Raw genomic sequence first — 17,412 nt, forward strand, 5'->3', positions numbered from 1 at the left:
GGTCTATTTATTGCATTATTTTGGCTCTTCAGTACTTATTATGCTAAATATCTTTGACAAAACCCTGAAATCCTTATTTTTCAATATAATTCACATTATTTACTAATATTTTAGGGTTTAATCAATAATTTTGGCTTTTAACCTTATTTTTTAAACCAAATCTTGATGTTTAATTAATAATTTGGCATAACAAATACTGAAGAACCATTGATTTTCTGCCATTTATTAGTTTATATTTATTATACGAACTGCCAAGTGCGCCTTCTCTACGAGACACTACGTGAACGCGCAGCGTCTTGTAGAGAAGGGAGAAAGAGCAATTATTTGGGATTACTTAGGTAATAGTGCCATAGAAGTCTTGCCGCAACTGCTCGCCACGGTCGCCAGTGCTGTGTCATGACTTCTAGTTGCACTGGTGTTGGACGCGTTGCCAAGTTTTTGAGTTTTTGTAGAGCGATCGCGATCGCTAAATCGCCTTTAGGAAAGACATCAGGACGTTGCAACGCCATGAGCAAATAAATATCAACTGTCCAATCTCCGATGCCTTTGAGACGCTTTAACTCGGTTCTGATAGCAGTTTCGTCCATTGTTTGGAGCTTGGTTAGGTCAAGCTGACCAGTTGCAACAGCATTCGCCAATCCACGACAGTATAAAATCTTTTGCCGACTGAATCCAATCGCTCTTAATTGAACATCATCCAATATCAGAAAATTTTCTGGCGTCAGAGTTACAACAACCCCACAAAGTCTTGTAAATACAGCCTTTGCAGCCGCTAAGGAAACTTGTTGTTCGAGAATGATGCACAGAAGCGTTGCAAAACCCGGTTCTCTTGACCATATCGGTGGAGGCCCCAATGTCTCTAAAATCCGAGCCAAATCGCTATCAAGTTTGGCAAGCACCATTAAACCACGGGTCAAACTTTCTTCAGTTAACGATTCTAGTTCAGGTGTTTGAGTCATCTTTGAGAAATTTCGATTCTTGTGTAAGCAGTTTTTGTTTGCGCTCAATTCCCCAGTGATAACCGCCAAGACTACCATCACTCCGCAGCACACGGTGACACGGTACAATCAGCGCTGTTGGATTAGCTCCACAAGCATTTGCCACTGCGCGGACTGCTTGGGGTTTGGCAATATCACAGGCGATATCAGTGTATGTACGCGTTTCGCCATAAGGAATTTTTTGTAATGCTTGCCAAACCTGTTTCTGAAATGCTGTCCCACGGACATCAAGTGGTAAATCAAGATGTGTTTCACCTCCTGCAATGAAGTCGAGGATTGCTTGTATCCAGTCTTTGTATATGTGGTCATTACGCACAATCTGGGCTTGGTGAAATTCTTGGTTCAAAATGTGTTCAAGCTTGTCTGCTTCATCACCTAATTTTACGGCGCAGATACCCTTCTCTGTTGTTGCCACAAGCAAATATCCTAGTAAACATGGAGCGATCGCATAAACAATGCTAATTGTCTTTCCAGCTTGTTGGTAAGTCTTTGGTGTCATTCCTAATTGTTTAGGTGCTTTCTCATACAGTTGACTACTTGAACCATACCCCGTATCGTAAACTGCATCAGCAATTTCTTCCCCCGACTGAAGACGCTGTTTCAATCGCTGGCTACGCAGCGCATCTGCATATTGAAAAGGCGATACGCCAATTATCTGCTTGAATATTCTTTGTAGGTAACTCGGACTCATTTCCACCTGAGAGCATAATTCTGAGAGGGTTGGAATGTGGTCAACTTGTGCTTCAATATATCGACATACTGCTAAGATTTTGGCTGTATTTGGAACTATTTCAGATTGTGGCTGACAGCGCTTACAAGCTCGAAAACCTGCAATTTCAGCATCTTGTACTGACTGGAAAAAACAAACTTGATTCCGATTTGGTCTGCGACTAGGGCAAATCGGTCGGCAATAAATGCCTGTAGAGCGAACACCATAGAAAAACTTACCTTCAAAAGTGTAATCTCGATTGAGAACTGCTTGCCAGAACGTTTCTTCTAAAATTTGTGTCTGTTGTAATTGCATTCATATCTCCTTAAATCTATTGCAAAGTATCCCCACTTTGGAGTGTTAATTATTATTTTTTGTCTTTAGGTAAAACTAGATTAAATGTATTGATAAACTACTTTCTATCTGATTGTTGCGATCAAAGTTGATTATCTCAGTTTTTGAATGTACCAACTCGTTGAAAGAGTGTTCACTACTCGATGAAACCGGGAACCTTAAATTAGGTCAACACAACGGAGTTTTTATGAGTGGTGGTATTTACCTGATTCAGGCAAGAGACGCGATAAATCGCCGTCTTTACAATAATCAGTCCTTTGTAGAGACGGCGATTTATCGCGTCTTTCCGATCTAGGGCATGTCATCAAAAAACCTTATCCGAACCGTATTGACATATCCCCGATTTCATAAAATTTGTTGGGGATCTTGTTTCTTACAAATGATTCAGGGTAGGCAATTACTTATACCAATTCTTTATGAAGCTGCGCTAAATAAAGCCTCAAGAATAAAGTCGTAGGAAGTGAGAGAGGCAATCATGGAAGGTGTAATTTCTTTGAGGACATCAGTTAACTTGTGCTGTAGTTGTGTGAGTGTTTTACAATTTTCCCATTGCAGTTTAGATTTGAGAAATTCCCAAAACCGCTCAATGGGGTTGAGTTCAGGAGAGTGAGGAGGTTGAAAGATCAACCACTTCATAGACTGTTTTATAGGCAAGTGAAAGCCCTAATTCGCTTTTAAGCCATTGTTGAATTTGACCATAGCTTTGAAACCCAGATGCTTCCTGCAACCGCCTTTCTAAGCGTTCTAAGTCTGAACCACTGATACTCGGTGCTTTGCCGGGTGCATGTTTGACTTCCAGCAAGCCCCTTTTCCCTTCATCCTTATACTTTCTCACCCAACGAGTTATGGTTGCTTCATCACGCCCTAAACGTTCTGCCAACGTTCGCCTGCTGCTGACTTGACCACTCTTAAGCCAATAAAGCATTTGTAATCTTTCTTTGCTGCTTGCTGTTGTGGCATGTTTGAGAGCTTTCTCTAATTCTTTTTGGCTTTCTGATATCTCGACTTGGAATGGACGACTCATCACAAAATTACTCAATGCACTCATCTATCAGTTTGACGCAGTTTGGCGCATCTTCATACAGAATTGGTATTACCAAATTTCTGCTAAATCTAAAACAAATCCTGGCAAAACATCTTCTCCCAATAGAGTTTTAGGACTTTGTAAAATCTCAACTTTTCGATTGGGACGATAAATTTCTACCTGCTGCTGTCCTCTATTAATTAACCATCCTAATCTTGCGCCATTCTCCATGTATTCCTTCATTTTGACTCGCGTTTTTTCTAAGGAATCACTTGGAGACATTAACTCAACCACAAAATCGGGACACAAAGGAGCAAATCTTTCTTTTTCTGCTTCGATTAAAGCATTCCACCGTTTCATTTTCACCCAGGAAGCATCTGGAGAACGCTCTGCACCGTTAGGAAAATCAAAAATCAAAAATCTAAAATTGGCAGGGTCAATTCCCGATTGGTAGTGTTATTTCAAACTCAGAGCCTTGTCCTAAAGTAGAATTTACTACCAAAGTACCTTCATGTTTTTCAACTATAATTTGTCGAGCGATCGCTAATCCTAATCCTGTGCCTTTGCCGACAAGTTTAGTAGTAAATAAATGATCAAAAATTCGTTTTTTTACCTCATCATTCATCCCAATACCGTTGTCAGAGATTTTAATTTTTACATATTTATCGTTATGCACTGATGTTGTAATAATAATCCGATTAATATTAGACTCGATCTCATTAAAGGTGTATCCTTGGTTAGATTCTTCTAAGGCATCAATGGCATTTGCTAGCAAATTCATAAATACCTGATTGAGTTGCCCAGGAAAACATTCTACTTGGGGAATATCGCCGTAGTTGGTAATGACTTCAATTGCTGGATGTTGTTCATTAGCCTTCAGGCGATGTTTCAAAATTAAAATAGTGCTATCAATACCTTCATGGATGTTAAACGGAACTTTGTAATCCTTATCTGCACGTGAGAAAGTTCGCAAGCTAGTGCTGATATTTTTAATGCGATCGCACCCCACGTCCATAGATTTAATCATTTTGGGTACGTCTTCTAGGAGATAATCAATCTCAATCTCCTGGGCATGTTGTTCAATTTCTGTTGTAGATGCGCCAGAACGGTACAATTGCAAGTGTTCAATAATATCTTCTAATCCCAACTTCGCTTCGTTGACGTTTCCAGCGATAAAGCCAATTGGGTTATTTATTTCGTGGGCGACACCTGCAACTAAATTCCCAAGGGCTGACATTTTTTCGCTTTGGACAATTTGTAATTGGGCTTTTTGTAAGTCTTCAATTGCTTGTTCTAGTTGTTGAGATTTTTGCTGGACGACAGCTTCGGCAGCTTTGCGATCGCTAATGTCTAAAATTAAACCATCCCAAACAATTGCACCATCCACTTGCATCTCTGGGCGAGATGCCCCTTGCACCCATTTCATAGTTCCTGATGGCGTGATGATTTGCCATTCATGAACAAACGGTGTCAGATTTTGGGCAGATTCCATCATTGCTTGCTCGATACCAGCAATATCATCGGGATGTTCTAGAGAACGAGGGTTTTCTTTGCTTGACAATTATTTCCTCTGCTGTCACTTCGTAAAGGTTATAGCAGCCAGAACTAATATAGGGCATAGAAGCCAAGTTATCTGCTGTCACATGGAGTTGATAAATAGCTCCAGGAAGATTATCGGCAACTTTCTGGAAACGGGCTTCGCTTTGCTGAAGATTCGCGTAAAGCCGAGCATTTTCTAAAGAAATTGCCGCTTGAGTACAAAGGAAATTCAATACTAAAATGCGATCGCTGGTAAATACCCCACTCGTTAAATGATTTTCTAAGTATAAAATTCCTACTAAACGCCCCTGATTGAGTATCGGTAAACACAGCACACTCTGAGGTTGATGCTGAATTAAATAATCATCAACTATCGGTAAAGTAGTTTTGAGATCGTCAATCACAACCACATTAGCTGTATTTTTCACATACTGAATCAGCGCAATCGGAACATTAGGATTATTTTCGAGCGGTTCTAATTTTAAGCTAGTGCTATCAAGGGTAGTAATTGCGCGTATTTGCCATTTCCCATCTTCAGGTAAAAGCAGGGCACATTTATCAGCACCAGCATTTTCGAGGATGATTTGGGTTAGTTGTTGTAAAAATTCATCGAGTTGAATTGTTGCAGAAAGAGTTTGCGACGCTCTGAGGATAGCGCTCAAGTCAAGTATGTTGTTGATGTTGCTACCGGAAGAAGTCGCGGTACTAGTAAATGAGTTGATTGGGTTAGCAATTGTTGCTAAGGCCTCTAACAGATTTACTGTTGGTACTGTCTGTTGCGAAATTGGATGCAGCAATTGTGGGTAACGTTTTTCTAAGTCATCTGTCTTGGCTTTGGCTCCCCAGCGGGCATAGCCAGAGTAAGCTGCCTGCATATAGGCTTGGGCGACTTTTTCTTTGCCCCAGTTCAGGTAGAATTTGGCAGCGAGTTCGTTAGCGAGAGCTTCATCTTGGAGGAAGCCGTTTTCCTTGGCTTTAGTGATGGCGCGATCGTAAAAGTCCATTGCTAGGGCGCGTTCGCTAATAGCATACCGTTCGGCTTCCACCAAATCCCAACGGTGTTGATGGTTACAGGGAGCAAATGCTGCCCATCTTTGCATTTTCTCTTGATTCGCCTCGACTTGGGCGAGAATCTGTTGCTGTTCTGACTCAGCTGCGGCTTTGTAAACTGCCAGATGAATCAAAGAATCGTAGAAAAAATACAGAGCAACACTAAATTGGGCGATACCAGCATCTAAGTATTGCTTCGCTTGGGCAGACTGTTGGGCAGCTTCTTGATACTGCCCAAACAAATACCAGAGAATCGTTTGATTAACTTGCCAATAAAATAATCCCGTTCGGTCTTGGGTTGCCTGATTCAGGGATAATCGTTGTTCTGCATGATAAATCGTTCCCGTTAAGCGATCGGGAGATTGGCTATGTCCTAGCAAGTTGAGTACAGCTTGATAAGCAATCTCCAGATATTGCAGCGGCGATTCTTGCTTGAGTGAATAGATGCTTTGGCGATAGGCTGCCATTTCATTCGCCAACCCAGTTAATTCTCGCCCCGCAAAATAAGCATAGTGACAGTAAGCTTGGGCATTCAATGCTGTACTATCCAAATCTCCAGTTTCCAGTCCATTTTGGTAGCCCTCTTGCAGATGCACAAGTTGTTCGCGCAATGGGTCTTTCCAATGACGGATAAAGTAGTAGACGATAAAGTAGGTTCTGGATTTAAAGATTTTGGACTGCAACTGTTCCAGCAGGTTTAACGCCAATTGTCCAAACTCATAACCACCTTCCAGATTACCAAGCACACCACAGAGGATGATGCCGTAGTCGGCATAAGCATAGACAGAAATAGGACAAGTACCATATTTAATCGAAAATTCTACTTGTTTGAATATCAGTAGAGGCATTAAAGCTGGTCTTGCAAGATAGGCAGCCGGAATCATTCTGCTCATGATGCTCATAGCTGCCAAGCGGTGAGCATCTTTCATAGTGGATAAATTGAGCAAATCCAGAGAAGAACGTCCTTCCCATAACTCCATAGTTGCTTCACCTGCTCGTCCAATATCTGCCGCAGTTGATTGTTGAGGAAACTCAATATCCAACAGTTGCAACACCTGCAAGCCAATATTCAGCGTTTTCAATGGAAGACCTTGCGATCTTCCTGCCATCATTCTGGTTACATATATGGGAATGCTGTCGAGCAAGGTCTTAGCGTGTTGCAACACAATTGTTACCCATTGTTCCATCTGCTCAAAATCGGCGTTGAGATAGGTGGCTTCAGTTACCTCGATATACAGCGCCAGGGTCAAGTCATAGTGGCTTTCCCAGGAAGAATGGGATAGCAAACTAATTCCCACGGTCAGATACTCGACGGCTACTGTGTATGTAGTTGCAGATTTTGCTCTCCGTCCTGCGCTCAGATTTAATTGTGCCAGTTCTTGCCGCTTTGAAGGTTCAGTGATTAAGGAACTACCTGCGTTTAAATGAGTGACAATTTCAAATAGTCGTTCTTCTCGTTCTAAATCTGAGGAATTGCGTAACAATAACATCCCAATTTTATAATGGGTGGCTTGCTTTTGGTCGTCTGGAATCAGCGAGTAGGCAGCTTGTTGAACGCGATCGTGTAAGAATTTGTATCCAGCATTTGGGGAAGTTTGTTGAGTAAATATTTGTTCTTCTTGCCCAACATAAAACTTATAAACTTCACTTTGGGGCAAAATTAAACCTTCTTGTAAACCATTCCATAAACAAGCTGCTGTTTCGGTTTCCGACTGTTCAGAAACGATCGCCAATGTTGCTAAATCAAACTGATTACCGATGCAAGCAGCTAACCTTAGAGTCTGTTGAGTTGATTCTGGCAGCCTCCGTAATTGAAATGCCATGAATTCCAAAACATTATCTGTCAGAGATTGCTGATTGATTTTTGCAATATCACATTGCCAGCAGCCTTCTGCAAAGTTAAAGATAATCAACCCATCTTGGTACAAAGCTTTAATAAACTGTGTTGCAAAAAATGGATTTCCCTGAGTTTTTTGAAACACTAATTGTGAAATGGGTAATGCTAATTCTTCTTTGCAACCTAATGTATCGCTTACTAACTGATTCAATTGTAATTGACTTAAAGGTTGCAGAGTCATCAAGTTAATAGTCGTGCCTATTTTTCTTACCTCATCTAAAGTTGACATTAACGGATGGGCAGGTGATACTTCGTTATCTCTATAAGCACCAATTAGTAATAAATATCCAGAGTTTGACTCATTCATTAGTAATTGGAGCAATTTTAATGAAGCTAAATCTGCCCATTGCAAATCATCTAGAAAAATAACTAAGGGATGTTCTTTTGTAGTAAAAACTTGAATAAAGCTTTGCAATAATAAATTAAATCTATTTTGCGCCGCTTCTGCTGATAATTCTGGTGTCGGTGGTTGTTTACCGATAATTTTTTCTAATTCGGGAATAACTTCAACGATTATCTGTCCATCGTCTCTTAATGTTGCCAGGATATTTTTTTTCCATTGTTGCAGTTGTTGATCGGTTTCTGTTAATAACTGCACTATTAAATCACGCAAGGATTGCACAAAGGCAGATAAGGGAATATTCCGGTTAAACTGGTCAAATTTACCTTTGATCAAATAACCGCGTTGCCGAACGATTGGTTTATGAACTTCATTCACCACCGCAGTTTTACCAATGCCAGAAGAACCAGCAATTAACATGATTTCACGCTTTCCCAGAGAAACCCTCTCAAAAGCTTCTAAGAGTTGTTGGACGGCTGTTTCTCTCCCATATAATTTTTCTGGGATAATGAAGCGATGTCTACGACGGTCTACGCCTACGCAAATATCCCGTTGTCCAATTTGGAAGTATTTAATCTGACCAGTTTCGTTCAGTTGACAGAGACAATTTTCTAAATCGTGTTTTAACCCTAAAGCATTTTGATAACGATCTTCAGCATTTTTCGCCATTAGTTTTATGACAATATCTGACAACACTTCCGAAATCTCTTCACTTTTAACTTCCCGGAGGGATGGTGGCTGTTTGGCAATATGACAATGCACCAACTCCATTGAATCTTCTGACTCAAAGGGTAATTGTCCTGTGATTAGTTCAAAAAATGTCACACCCAAAGAATAAAAGTCACTGCGGTAGTCTATTCCCCGGTTCATGCGTCCAGTTTGTTCGGGAGATAAATAAGCCAAAGTTCCTTCTAAAACCTTGGGACTGATCGTAGTTTGGTTTTCTCTGGGAAGCAAAGAAGCAATGCTAAAATCGATGAGTTTTACTTGTTTGGTTTGCGGGTTAATCAGAATATTAGTCGGTTTGATATCTTTGTGAATTACCCGTTCTTGATGGAGTTCATGGAGAATATGACTAAGTTGCAGGGCGATTGTGAAAAATTCCACAAGTTCTAGTGATTGAGTTTTGGTATATTCTCTCAGAGAAATTCCCCCAAAATCTTCCATTACTAAAGCATAACTATTGCGATATGCTTCTAGACTATAGGGACGAACAATACTAGGAATATTTAAATTTTTGGCAATGGTATATTGGTTCCGAAACTGCAACAGTTCGTTAAAAGTAGGGGATTCGACTTGCAGTATTTTAATGACAACAGGTTGTTCATCGACCAGTCGGATGGCTCGATAGACTATGGTTTTGGAACCTTGGTAGAGTGTTTCTATTAATTTATAGCCGCTTATGCTATAAACTTCATAAATTGCTGTTGTCATGGTTATGCTCTCAATAATCAAGACTGCTGACCAAAAGTTAAACTTTTAGCAGCACATATATCGTTATTGTTCCCAAAATCAGGGTTTGTTTTTCAAGGATATGATAATAAGCTGATGTGCAAATACTCTTACGCAAAGACACGGAGATGCTATTTGAATGACGATTAGCTGACTAAAAATTTTATTAATTCATCACCTATTAGGCATTTCTAGAAATTAATTATTATCCATAAGCCTTGTAGAGACGTAGCAGTGTTACATCTTTATATTCTCTTTGCATTTCTTTGCGTTTAAAAAAGCTACGAATTTATGCAAAACTGTACTTAGTGTTCAAAAAAGAATTGAAACCTTTGCCTGAAAGTGAATCAGCACTCCTGAACTGATTCGCTATTTGACAAATGGTTCACCCGATTGGGTGAATGCGATCGCAGCATCCAGAACTACTCTGAAAGTAGAGCCACTTTTTTGCTGTTAGTGATTTCGCCGACAGCTAAAAAACTTTTACAATGGCTATGATTGCCTTGAATATTATGCCAATTGCTTATATATCAAAGGGTCTAAGAGTGGATGAAATTGTAAAATCACGGCATAAACCAGATTTTCTACCAGAGAAGATCCCTCTGTTGGAAACAATGGCTGCCAATTTACCGGGGATGATTTTCCAAATTCTGCAACGGCAGGATGGTTCTGTATTTATCCCTTATATTAGTTCTGGTTGTAAATATTTGTATGAATTAGAACCTGAAGCTGTACAGGCAGACTTTCAGGTGTTATGTAAGCTGATTCATCCACAAGATATACAAGCTTTTACAGAATCTATTACTGTTTGTCGCACTACCCTTACACCTTGGGATTGGGAAGGTCGGATTATTACGCCTAGTGGCAAACTTAAGTGGATTCAAGGTACTTCGCAACCAGAATTACAAGAAGATGGTGATTTTCTTTGGCATGGCTTGATTATGGATATTACAGACCGAAAACAAGCCGAAGAAAAATTGCAAGAAAGTGAGGCACGATATAAAGCAATTTTGGATGCGATCCCCGATTTGATGTTTCGCATCAGCCGTGATGGCGAGTATCTAGATTTGAAAAGTGAAGGAGCAAATATCACTCTTTCGAGAGAAGAAATAGTTGGAAAAAATTTGGAAGAGTTATTGCCGAGTGATGTTGCAGCCATTAGCCAAGTAGCGATCGCTAAAACTTTAGATTCTGGAATTTTGCAAACTTGTGAATATCAACTACCAACATCTTTGGGAGTCAGAGATTATGAGGCGCGATTGGTAGTTAGTGGTACAGATGAAGTACTAGCAATTGTCCGAGACATCACAGATCGCAAACAAGGAGAAGTCGCCTTACAAAATCTTGCCCAAAAATTTGCTAAAGCTTTTAGTTGCAGCCCCGATTCAATTACCATTAGCACGCTGCAAGAAGGACGCTTTATCGAAGTTAATGACAGTTTTGTGAATCTTTCAGGTTATGGGCGAGATGAGGCAATTGGTAAAACTTCCTTTGAGTTAAATCTTTGGGTAAACGATCGCGATCGCCTAAACTTAGTGCAAGAGCTGCAAAGCACGGGAGTTGCTCGTAACTTAGAAATTGATTTTCGGCAAAAATCTGGCGAGATAATTACAACGCTGCTGTCAGCCGAAGTCATTGATTTAAATGGTATTCCTGCCATTTTAGCAGTGCATCACGACATTACAGAACGCAAACAGGTAGAAGCACAATTACGCTTTTGTGCCCAACGCGATCGCTTGTTGGCAGAAACCCTAGTAAGAATTCGATCTTCGCTTAAATTAGAGGAAATTCTGCAAACCACCGTGACGGAAGTCAGGCAATTTCTGCAAGCAGATCGAGTTTTCATTGGTTTAAATAATGCTAATTTAGGAGTCAAAACTCTTGCCGAATCAGTAGATCCTAAATATCCATCAGTCTCAGGTTGGTCTACTAAAGATGAAGCTTATCTACAAGAATTAAGAAACTTATTAAAAGATAATCGTGTGCGTGTCGTTGAAGACGTAACGCAAATATCAGTATCTCCCAAAGTAAAAGCACACTGTCAAAAATTCCAAACTAAGGCTAGCTTGGCTGTACCAATTATGCTAGGTGACGAATTATTTGGGGCGTTAATTGCCAATCAATGCTCAGGGCCACGTCATTGGCAGCCAATAGAAATTGATTTGTTACAGCAGATGTCAGAACAGCTAGCGATCGCGATTCAACAAAGCCAGATATGCCAAAAGCTAGCAGAACTCAACACTAATTTAGAATACCAAGTAGAAGAACGGACAGCACAGTTGCAGCAGAAAATGCAAGAAGTTGAAAAATTGCATCGCGTCAAAGATGTTGTTTTGCACACAGTTGCCCACGATTTACGGACTTCCGTGATGGGTAACTTGATGGTGTTAAAGAATTTGTTAAATCAGGGGCAGGGGAGCAGGGGAGCAGGGGAGCAGGGGAGCAGGGGAGTAATTACAGCAAGTCTTTCCCCTCTGCTCCCCATCCCCTCTGCCCCTCTGCCTCTTTCCCATATCCCAAGTGCCCAATCTTCAATTCCAATATCTCGCTCAATTATCGAGCGGATGATTCAGGGCAACGATCGCCAACTGACGATGATTAACTCATTGCTAGAAATTAATTCTTGTGAAAAACAGGGTCTTGAGATCAAACTCGAACCTGTGCAATTTAGTACCATACTGGGAGGCACATTCGCCGAGTTGGAACCCATACTGACACAAAATCAAGCGACTCTGAAGAACTTGGTTCCCGCAGACTTACCGTTAGTAATGGCAGATGGGACTCGATTGCAGAAAGTTTTGGTAAATTTAATCGCACATAGCTTGCACAATAATCCACCAGGATTAAATTTTACCCTGAGTGCCACCGTTGAAAGGGGAATGATTCGCACTCAGATTCAAGATGACGGTGTGATAATGAGTAAAGTAGAGTGCGATCGCCTCTTCGATCTCCATGTCCGCGATCCTCAAGATTGCTGCTCTACAAGCATTGGCTTAAAAATGTATCTTTGTCGAAAAGTTATTAAGGCGCATGGCGGCGAAATCGGTGTGATGAGTAACCGCAAGCGTGGATTAACTTTCTGGTTTACATTACCTCTCTTCACTTCATCCGCAACAAATCGCCCATAAATCACCAAAAAATGAGAGGGTGTTATTTATGGCAATATAAAACCTCTTGCAAAAGTGCTTTTTGCACTCTTGTGGGAAAAGGGTAAAGGTTAAAGGGGAAGGGTTAAATACAAAACCTTTACCCTTTGCCCCTTCCCCTTTTCCCGACTTCTGCAAGAAGTCTATTAAGTAAGGGAAACACCCTCAAGGTATGGGCAAAGTTGCTCGGATGCTAATGGCTACTCCATTTACAACAGTGCAAAGCTGGTGGAGAAAAACCTTTTCTGCACCAACAACAGATGAAATCACTAGTCTTTACAGAGCTTGGCGTAACCGTTTTTTGTGGCAGAGATTACGTTTATGGTTATGGCTGGCGCTGATCTGTCTGTTGTCTTTTACTTTGCGAGATATTTACGGACTGTTTTTTCCTTTTGCAGAGTTGCAGCAATTACCAGAAGTACTTAGAACTCAGCGCTTGGTAATTAATGTTGCAATGCTTGCGAGTATAATTATTTGCTTTGCTTTACATAAAACTAAATTAGGTCGTCATCGTCCAGATTTATTATTTTTGGGATCTTCTTGGGCAATTAGTTTAGCGTCGCAGTTGTTTGCAACCATCAGAGGTTTTGCACTACCCGATACCATCGGCTGAGTCGCTGCTGTTCTTGAGCCAAGCTGTGTTGATGCCCGTCTGCTGGATTCTTCACTTGCTGACTCAAGTGAGTGTGCTGATTTACTATTTTGGTGTGAATACGGCACTTGGGCTAAAAACATCAATCCCCGAACATCCAGGAATATATAATGTCACATTCATTTTATACATTTTCTGGTTTTGTACTATATGTGACATCGGTGTTTATCTGTACGATCGCCTGCAACGTTCTGAATTTTTCGCCCGTCAAGAACTAGAATCTGCCTACCAAAAACTCAAGGTTGCCGAGGCTAAATATCGCAGCATTTTTGAAAACGCCGTTGAAGGGATTTTTCAAAGCAGTCCCAATGGACGTTACATTACGGCAAATCCTGCTTTAGCGAGGATTTATGGTTACTCCTTAGCGCAGGAGGTGACAGCAAATTTCACTGATATTGAACAATTGTACGTTGACCCGAACCGCCGCACAGAATTTGTACGCCTGATGGAAAAGTACGGCAGCGTTTCGGAGTTCGAGTCCCAAATTTATCGCCAAGACGGGAGTATTGTCTGGATTTCCGAAAAAGCCTACGCAGTCCGTGACGAACAGGGAAAACTGCTTTACTACGAAGGTTTGATTGAAGACATTACCCAGCGCAAGCAAACTGAAGAAGAACTACGAGTATTTTTCCATGCAGTTTCCCACGACTTACGCAACCCAGTTCTGGGTACTGTAATGGTGTTGAAAAATTTGCTGGCCCGTTCAGAGGAAAATATTTCGATTTCCCGCTCAATTTTAGAGCGGATGATTCAAAGTAGCGATCGCCAACTGAACTTAATTAATTCGTTGATGGAAACTCATATCAGCGAGGTGCAAGGTGTAGTTTTACAACGCCAACCCGTACAATTACTGGCAGTCGTCGAAGCTGCGATCGCAGATTTGGAGCCATTATTAGCACAAAATAAAGCCAAGCTCACAAATTTGGTATCCGCAGATTTGCCATTAGTGAATGCAGATCCCACGCAACTATGGCGAGTTTTTTCTAACTTAATCGTCAACGCCCTCAAACATAATCCCCCAGAACTGCTTTTAACAATCAATGCTACCCGTCAGGATGACATGATTTATTGTACTGTTACTGATAATGGCGTAGGAATTAGTCAACAACAAAGCGATCGGCTTTTTGACCTTTACTTTCGGGGTACAAGTCTCGGCAATTCTGTAAGTTTGGGATTAGGTTTGTATCTATGTAAGCAAATTATCCATGCTCACGGCGGCGAAATTGGCGTAAACAGTGCATTGGATGCAGGTGCAACATTTTGGTTTACATTACCTATTAGTAGCCCATTCACAGGATAAGGCTTCTAGTTTATTATGTCCGCTCAATTGCCCATTATACTTCTATTTCTTGTATGCAAAATGTTGGTTTACCCTGCGGGAAGCAAGCTACGTTCCTCAACTCAACCTACATATTTTTATTTTTTTGGGCTTAACTGAACCATATTACAATACGCCTGATATTATACAGGACTTACGCAAAATCATGAAAAAACGAACCACAGAGGGCGCAGAGGACACGGAGAAATAAGAGTTTCAGAGAGTTCTTGCGTAATATCATGTCCGCCAAATTACCCATAATAAAATAATCCCACCCCCAACCCCCTCCCCGCCTGCGGGGAGGGGAGACAAAGCACAGCTTTGGCGGGGTGGGGTTCTTCGGGTTTAATAAGCAATCAAGCGGACATGATATAAGTCCTAATTATATTCAGATAATTGTAATCAATTATTTGTATCATCTAGCATTTATGTTTCCATACATCTTCTCAAACTTGCTATTATTCAGGAAAAAATAAATGAATAGAACAACAAAATCCGGGTAAAAGTGGAGATGTTATCTCATCATCGCCTAACAAAGTCGCAACTAAAACCAACTGTGCTTTTTCTCGCCGATAAACTTCGACTTGTTTAGTAAACCGATCGACAATCCAATACTCACGCACGCCTTGAACTGAATATAGTTTCAGTTTTGCTTCTTTGTCTCGAAGTTCGTTTTGTTTACCTGGGGATAAAACCTCTACTACTAACTCTGGTGCGCCTGTCAAATGTCCCGCTTCATCCTCAATTTGCGCCAGTCGTTCTCGACTTACCCAAACTACATCTGGTATGACGCTATCTGCTTGTGAAAAAATCACTCCTGGAGCCACAATTGTTTCCCCTAAACCACTCGAATCTGACCAAACATCGAGTTGTCGGGCAATTTTAACACAAACTTGTTGATGACGGCGGTGAGGAGTGCGAGTCACAAAGAGTTCTCCATTAATAATTTCATAGCGCGTCCACTCATTTTCGGGTAAAAGCTCTAAATCGTGAATTGTCCAGCGTACTCCCTCAATGGCTTGGTTCATGATTATCCCCGTTTGGCTCATTGCCTTTGTTCAATTTTATCTTTTCTTCTGGTAAGGCAGATATGGTATTTAAATTAGAACCATAATGAAAAGCAAAAGTTCAAGTTAAACTCTGTATGCTGACGTTTACCCAACTGAAACCACCTAATCGCGATGCCGCAGTTACTTTTACTCTGGCGCTAACAGCAGAAGAACGCACCCGCAGTCGTCATCGCTTTGAAACTGAAGATGGTAAAGTTGTGTTTTTACATTTACCCAGAGGAACCGTCTTACACGATGGCGATATTCTGCAAGAAGAAAGCCATAGCAGTTTAATCAGAATTACTGCTAAACCAGAATTAGTTCTGACTGCCTTTGCCCAAACACCACTTTTATTATTACGGGCGGCATACCATCTGGGAAATCGCCATGTACCTGTAGAAATTACTCCAACTTATTTACGTTTGTCCTCAGATTCGGTTTTACGCACGATGTTGGAACAATTGGGATTAGAAGTTAAAGAGGAAATTTTACCGTTTCAGCCAGAATTAGGAGCTTATGGACAACACCATCATGCTCACTGATAGTCATCTTTTAAGTATTTTACAGTTGGCTAGCCCCGCTTTACCTGTGGGAGCATATAGTTATTCTGAAGGCTTGGAAATGCTAGTAGAAAATGGTACGATCGCTAACCACACAAATCTCAAAGATTGGTTAAAAGCAGAGTTGCTCTATGGAGCAATTCGGTTAGAGGCGGCGGTGATGGTGCGATCGCAGCAAGCTGTAAAAATAGGTGATGTTGAGTCGCTATGCCGTTGGAATCTCTGGTTATCCGCCGCTAGAGAAACAGAAGAATTACGCGCCTCTAGTTGGCAGATGGGGCGATCGCTGATCCAATTACTTGGTAAACTAGAACCTCAGATTATACCTATTGCTAATGCTGTGGGTAATCCTTGCAATTATGCGATCGCTTTTGGTATTGCCGTTGCCCATTGGCAAATCAGCATCCAAGCCGCATTACTGGGATATCTGCATAGTTGGGCAAGTAATTTAATTACTGCTGGCGTGAAACTTATCCCCCTTGGACAAACAGCAGGACAGCAGTTATTGCTAGATTTACAACCATTACTCAGTGCTGCGGCATTAGAAATTCTCGCGTTGGAAGATGATGAACTCGCCTGTTGTAGTTGGGGTTTGTCGCTAGCGAGTATGCAGCATGAAACGCAGTATACAAGGTTGTTTAGGAGTTAGGAGTTAGGAGTTAGGAGTTATGAATGCATTTAGGGTGGGAGTTGCTGGGCCAGTGGGTTCGGGGAAGACAGCTTTGGTGGATGCTTTGTGCAAGGGATTGCGTGAGCAATATCAGATTGCGGTGGTGACGAATGATATTTATACTCAAGAGGATGCTCAGTTTTTAGTGCGTTCTCAGGCGTTGGCTAGCGATCGCATTTTGGGTGTAGAGACTGGCGGTTGTCCTCATACTGCTATCCGCGAAGATGCTTCGATGAATTTGGCGGCAATTGAACAGTTAGAGGAACGTTTTCTCGATTTGGATTTGGTATTTTTGGAAAGTGGCGGCGATAATTTGGCTGCAACTTTTAGCCCCGAATTGGTGGATTTAACGATTTACGTAATCGATGTTGCGGCTGGTGATAAAATTCCCCGCAAGGGTGGCCTCGGCATTACTAAGTCTGATTTGTTGGTGATTAACAAAACTGATTTAGCACCATACGTTGGTGCAGATTTAAGTGTGATGGAACGAGATGCTAAAAAAATGCGCGGTGATAAACCTTTTATTTTTACTAATTTAAAAACTCAGTCTGGACTTGCAGATGTAATTAACTTTGTTTGCACAAATATCTGTTAAAAAGAATTTTATAACCCACGAAAAATTAGATCCCCGACTTTTTTGAGAAGTCGGGGATC

9 protein-coding genes and 3 pseudogenes are annotated in these 17,412 nt (G+C 41.1%); 5 read left to right on the plus strand and 7 right to left on the minus strand.

Annotated elements, in window-relative coordinates:
- Positions 1-320 precede the first annotated feature (320 nt).
- The 6 genes and pseudogenes from QUD05_RS26215 to QUD05_RS26240 form a co-directional block, all read right to left on the minus strand.
- Complete coding sequence (locus QUD05_RS26215) at positions 321-959, minus strand: DNA-3-methyladenine glycosylase family protein (RefSeq protein ID WP_289798647.1); 639 nt, start codon at positions 957-959, stop codon at positions 321-323.
- Positions 943-2,022 carry a bifunctional DNA-binding transcriptional regulator/O6-methylguanine-DNA methyltransferase Ada gene (gene ada, locus QUD05_RS26220; RefSeq protein WP_289798648.1) on the minus strand — a complete coding sequence of 360 codons (1,080 nt, stop codon included), beginning with the start codon at positions 2,020-2,022 and terminating at the stop codon, positions 943-945. The genes QUD05_RS26215 and ada overlap by 17 nt, the downstream gene beginning before the upstream one ends.
- A 453-nt stretch (positions 2,023-2,475) precedes the next feature.
- On the minus strand, positions 2,476-2,697 hold the full coding sequence (locus QUD05_RS26225) for a transposase (protein WP_289798649.1): 222 nt from the start codon (positions 2,695-2,697) through the stop codon (positions 2,476-2,478).
- Positions 2,660-3,085, minus strand: coding sequence for a helix-turn-helix domain-containing protein (locus QUD05_RS26230; RefSeq protein WP_289798650.1), 426 nt, complete (start codon positions 3,083-3,085; stop codon positions 2,660-2,662). Before QUD05_RS26230 ends, QUD05_RS26225 begins: the two co-directional genes overlap by 38 nt.
- A 69-nt stretch (positions 3,086-3,154) precedes the next feature.
- Positions 3,155-3,496 (minus strand): annotated as a pseudogene (locus QUD05_RS26235) (Uma2 family endonuclease); the annotation flags it as partial.
- A gap of 25 nt (positions 3,497-3,521) precedes the next feature.
- Positions 3,522-9,345 (minus strand): annotated as a pseudogene (locus QUD05_RS26240) (AAA family ATPase).
- Positions 9,346-9,851: 506 nt separating this feature from the next.
- On the opposite strand from QUD05_RS26240, the gene QUD05_RS26245 reads away from it, so the two are divergent.
- Both QUD05_RS26245 and QUD05_RS26250 read left to right on the plus strand, forming a co-directional pair.
- On the plus strand, positions 9,852-12,491 hold the full coding sequence (locus tag QUD05_RS26245; RefSeq protein ID WP_289798651.1) for a sensor histidine kinase: 2,640 nt from the start codon (positions 9,852-9,854) through the stop codon (positions 12,489-12,491).
- 214 nt (positions 12,492-12,705) lie between these two features.
- A pseudogene (locus QUD05_RS26250) lies at positions 12,706-14,461 on the plus strand (PAS domain-containing sensor histidine kinase).
- A gap of 476 nt (positions 14,462-14,937) precedes the next feature.
- Here QUD05_RS26250 and QUD05_RS26255 read toward each other — a convergent pair.
- A complete protein-coding gene (locus QUD05_RS26255) occupies positions 14,938-15,507 on the minus strand; it encodes a Uma2 family endonuclease (RefSeq protein WP_289798652.1) in 570 nt (189 codons plus the stop codon).
- Positions 15,508-15,623: 116 nt separating this feature from the next.
- Here QUD05_RS26255 and ureE point away from each other — a divergent pair, with 116 nt between their 5' ends.
- The 3 genes from ureE to ureG are packed head-to-tail and all read left to right on the plus strand — an operon-like array spanning position 15,624 to position 17,353.
- Positions 15,624-16,070 (plus strand): urease accessory protein UreE, encoded by a 447-nt coding sequence (gene ureE, locus QUD05_RS26260; RefSeq protein WP_289798653.1) that lies wholly within the window; start codon positions 15,624-15,626, stop codon positions 16,068-16,070.
- Complete coding sequence (locus QUD05_RS26265; RefSeq protein WP_289798654.1) at positions 16,045-16,737, plus strand: urease accessory protein UreF; 693 nt, start codon at positions 16,045-16,047, stop codon at positions 16,735-16,737. Before ureE ends, QUD05_RS26265 begins: the two co-directional genes overlap by 26 nt.
- Before the next feature lie 19 nt (positions 16,738-16,756).
- A complete protein-coding gene (gene ureG / locus QUD05_RS26270; RefSeq protein WP_289798655.1) occupies positions 16,757-17,353 on the plus strand; it encodes an urease accessory protein UreG in 597 nt (198 codons plus the stop codon).
- Positions 17,354-17,412: the final 59 nt, after the last annotated feature.

Source organism: Nostoc sp. GT001 (assembly GCF_030382115.1).
GTDB lineage: Bacteria > Cyanobacteriota > Cyanobacteriia > Cyanobacteriales > Nostocaceae > Nostoc.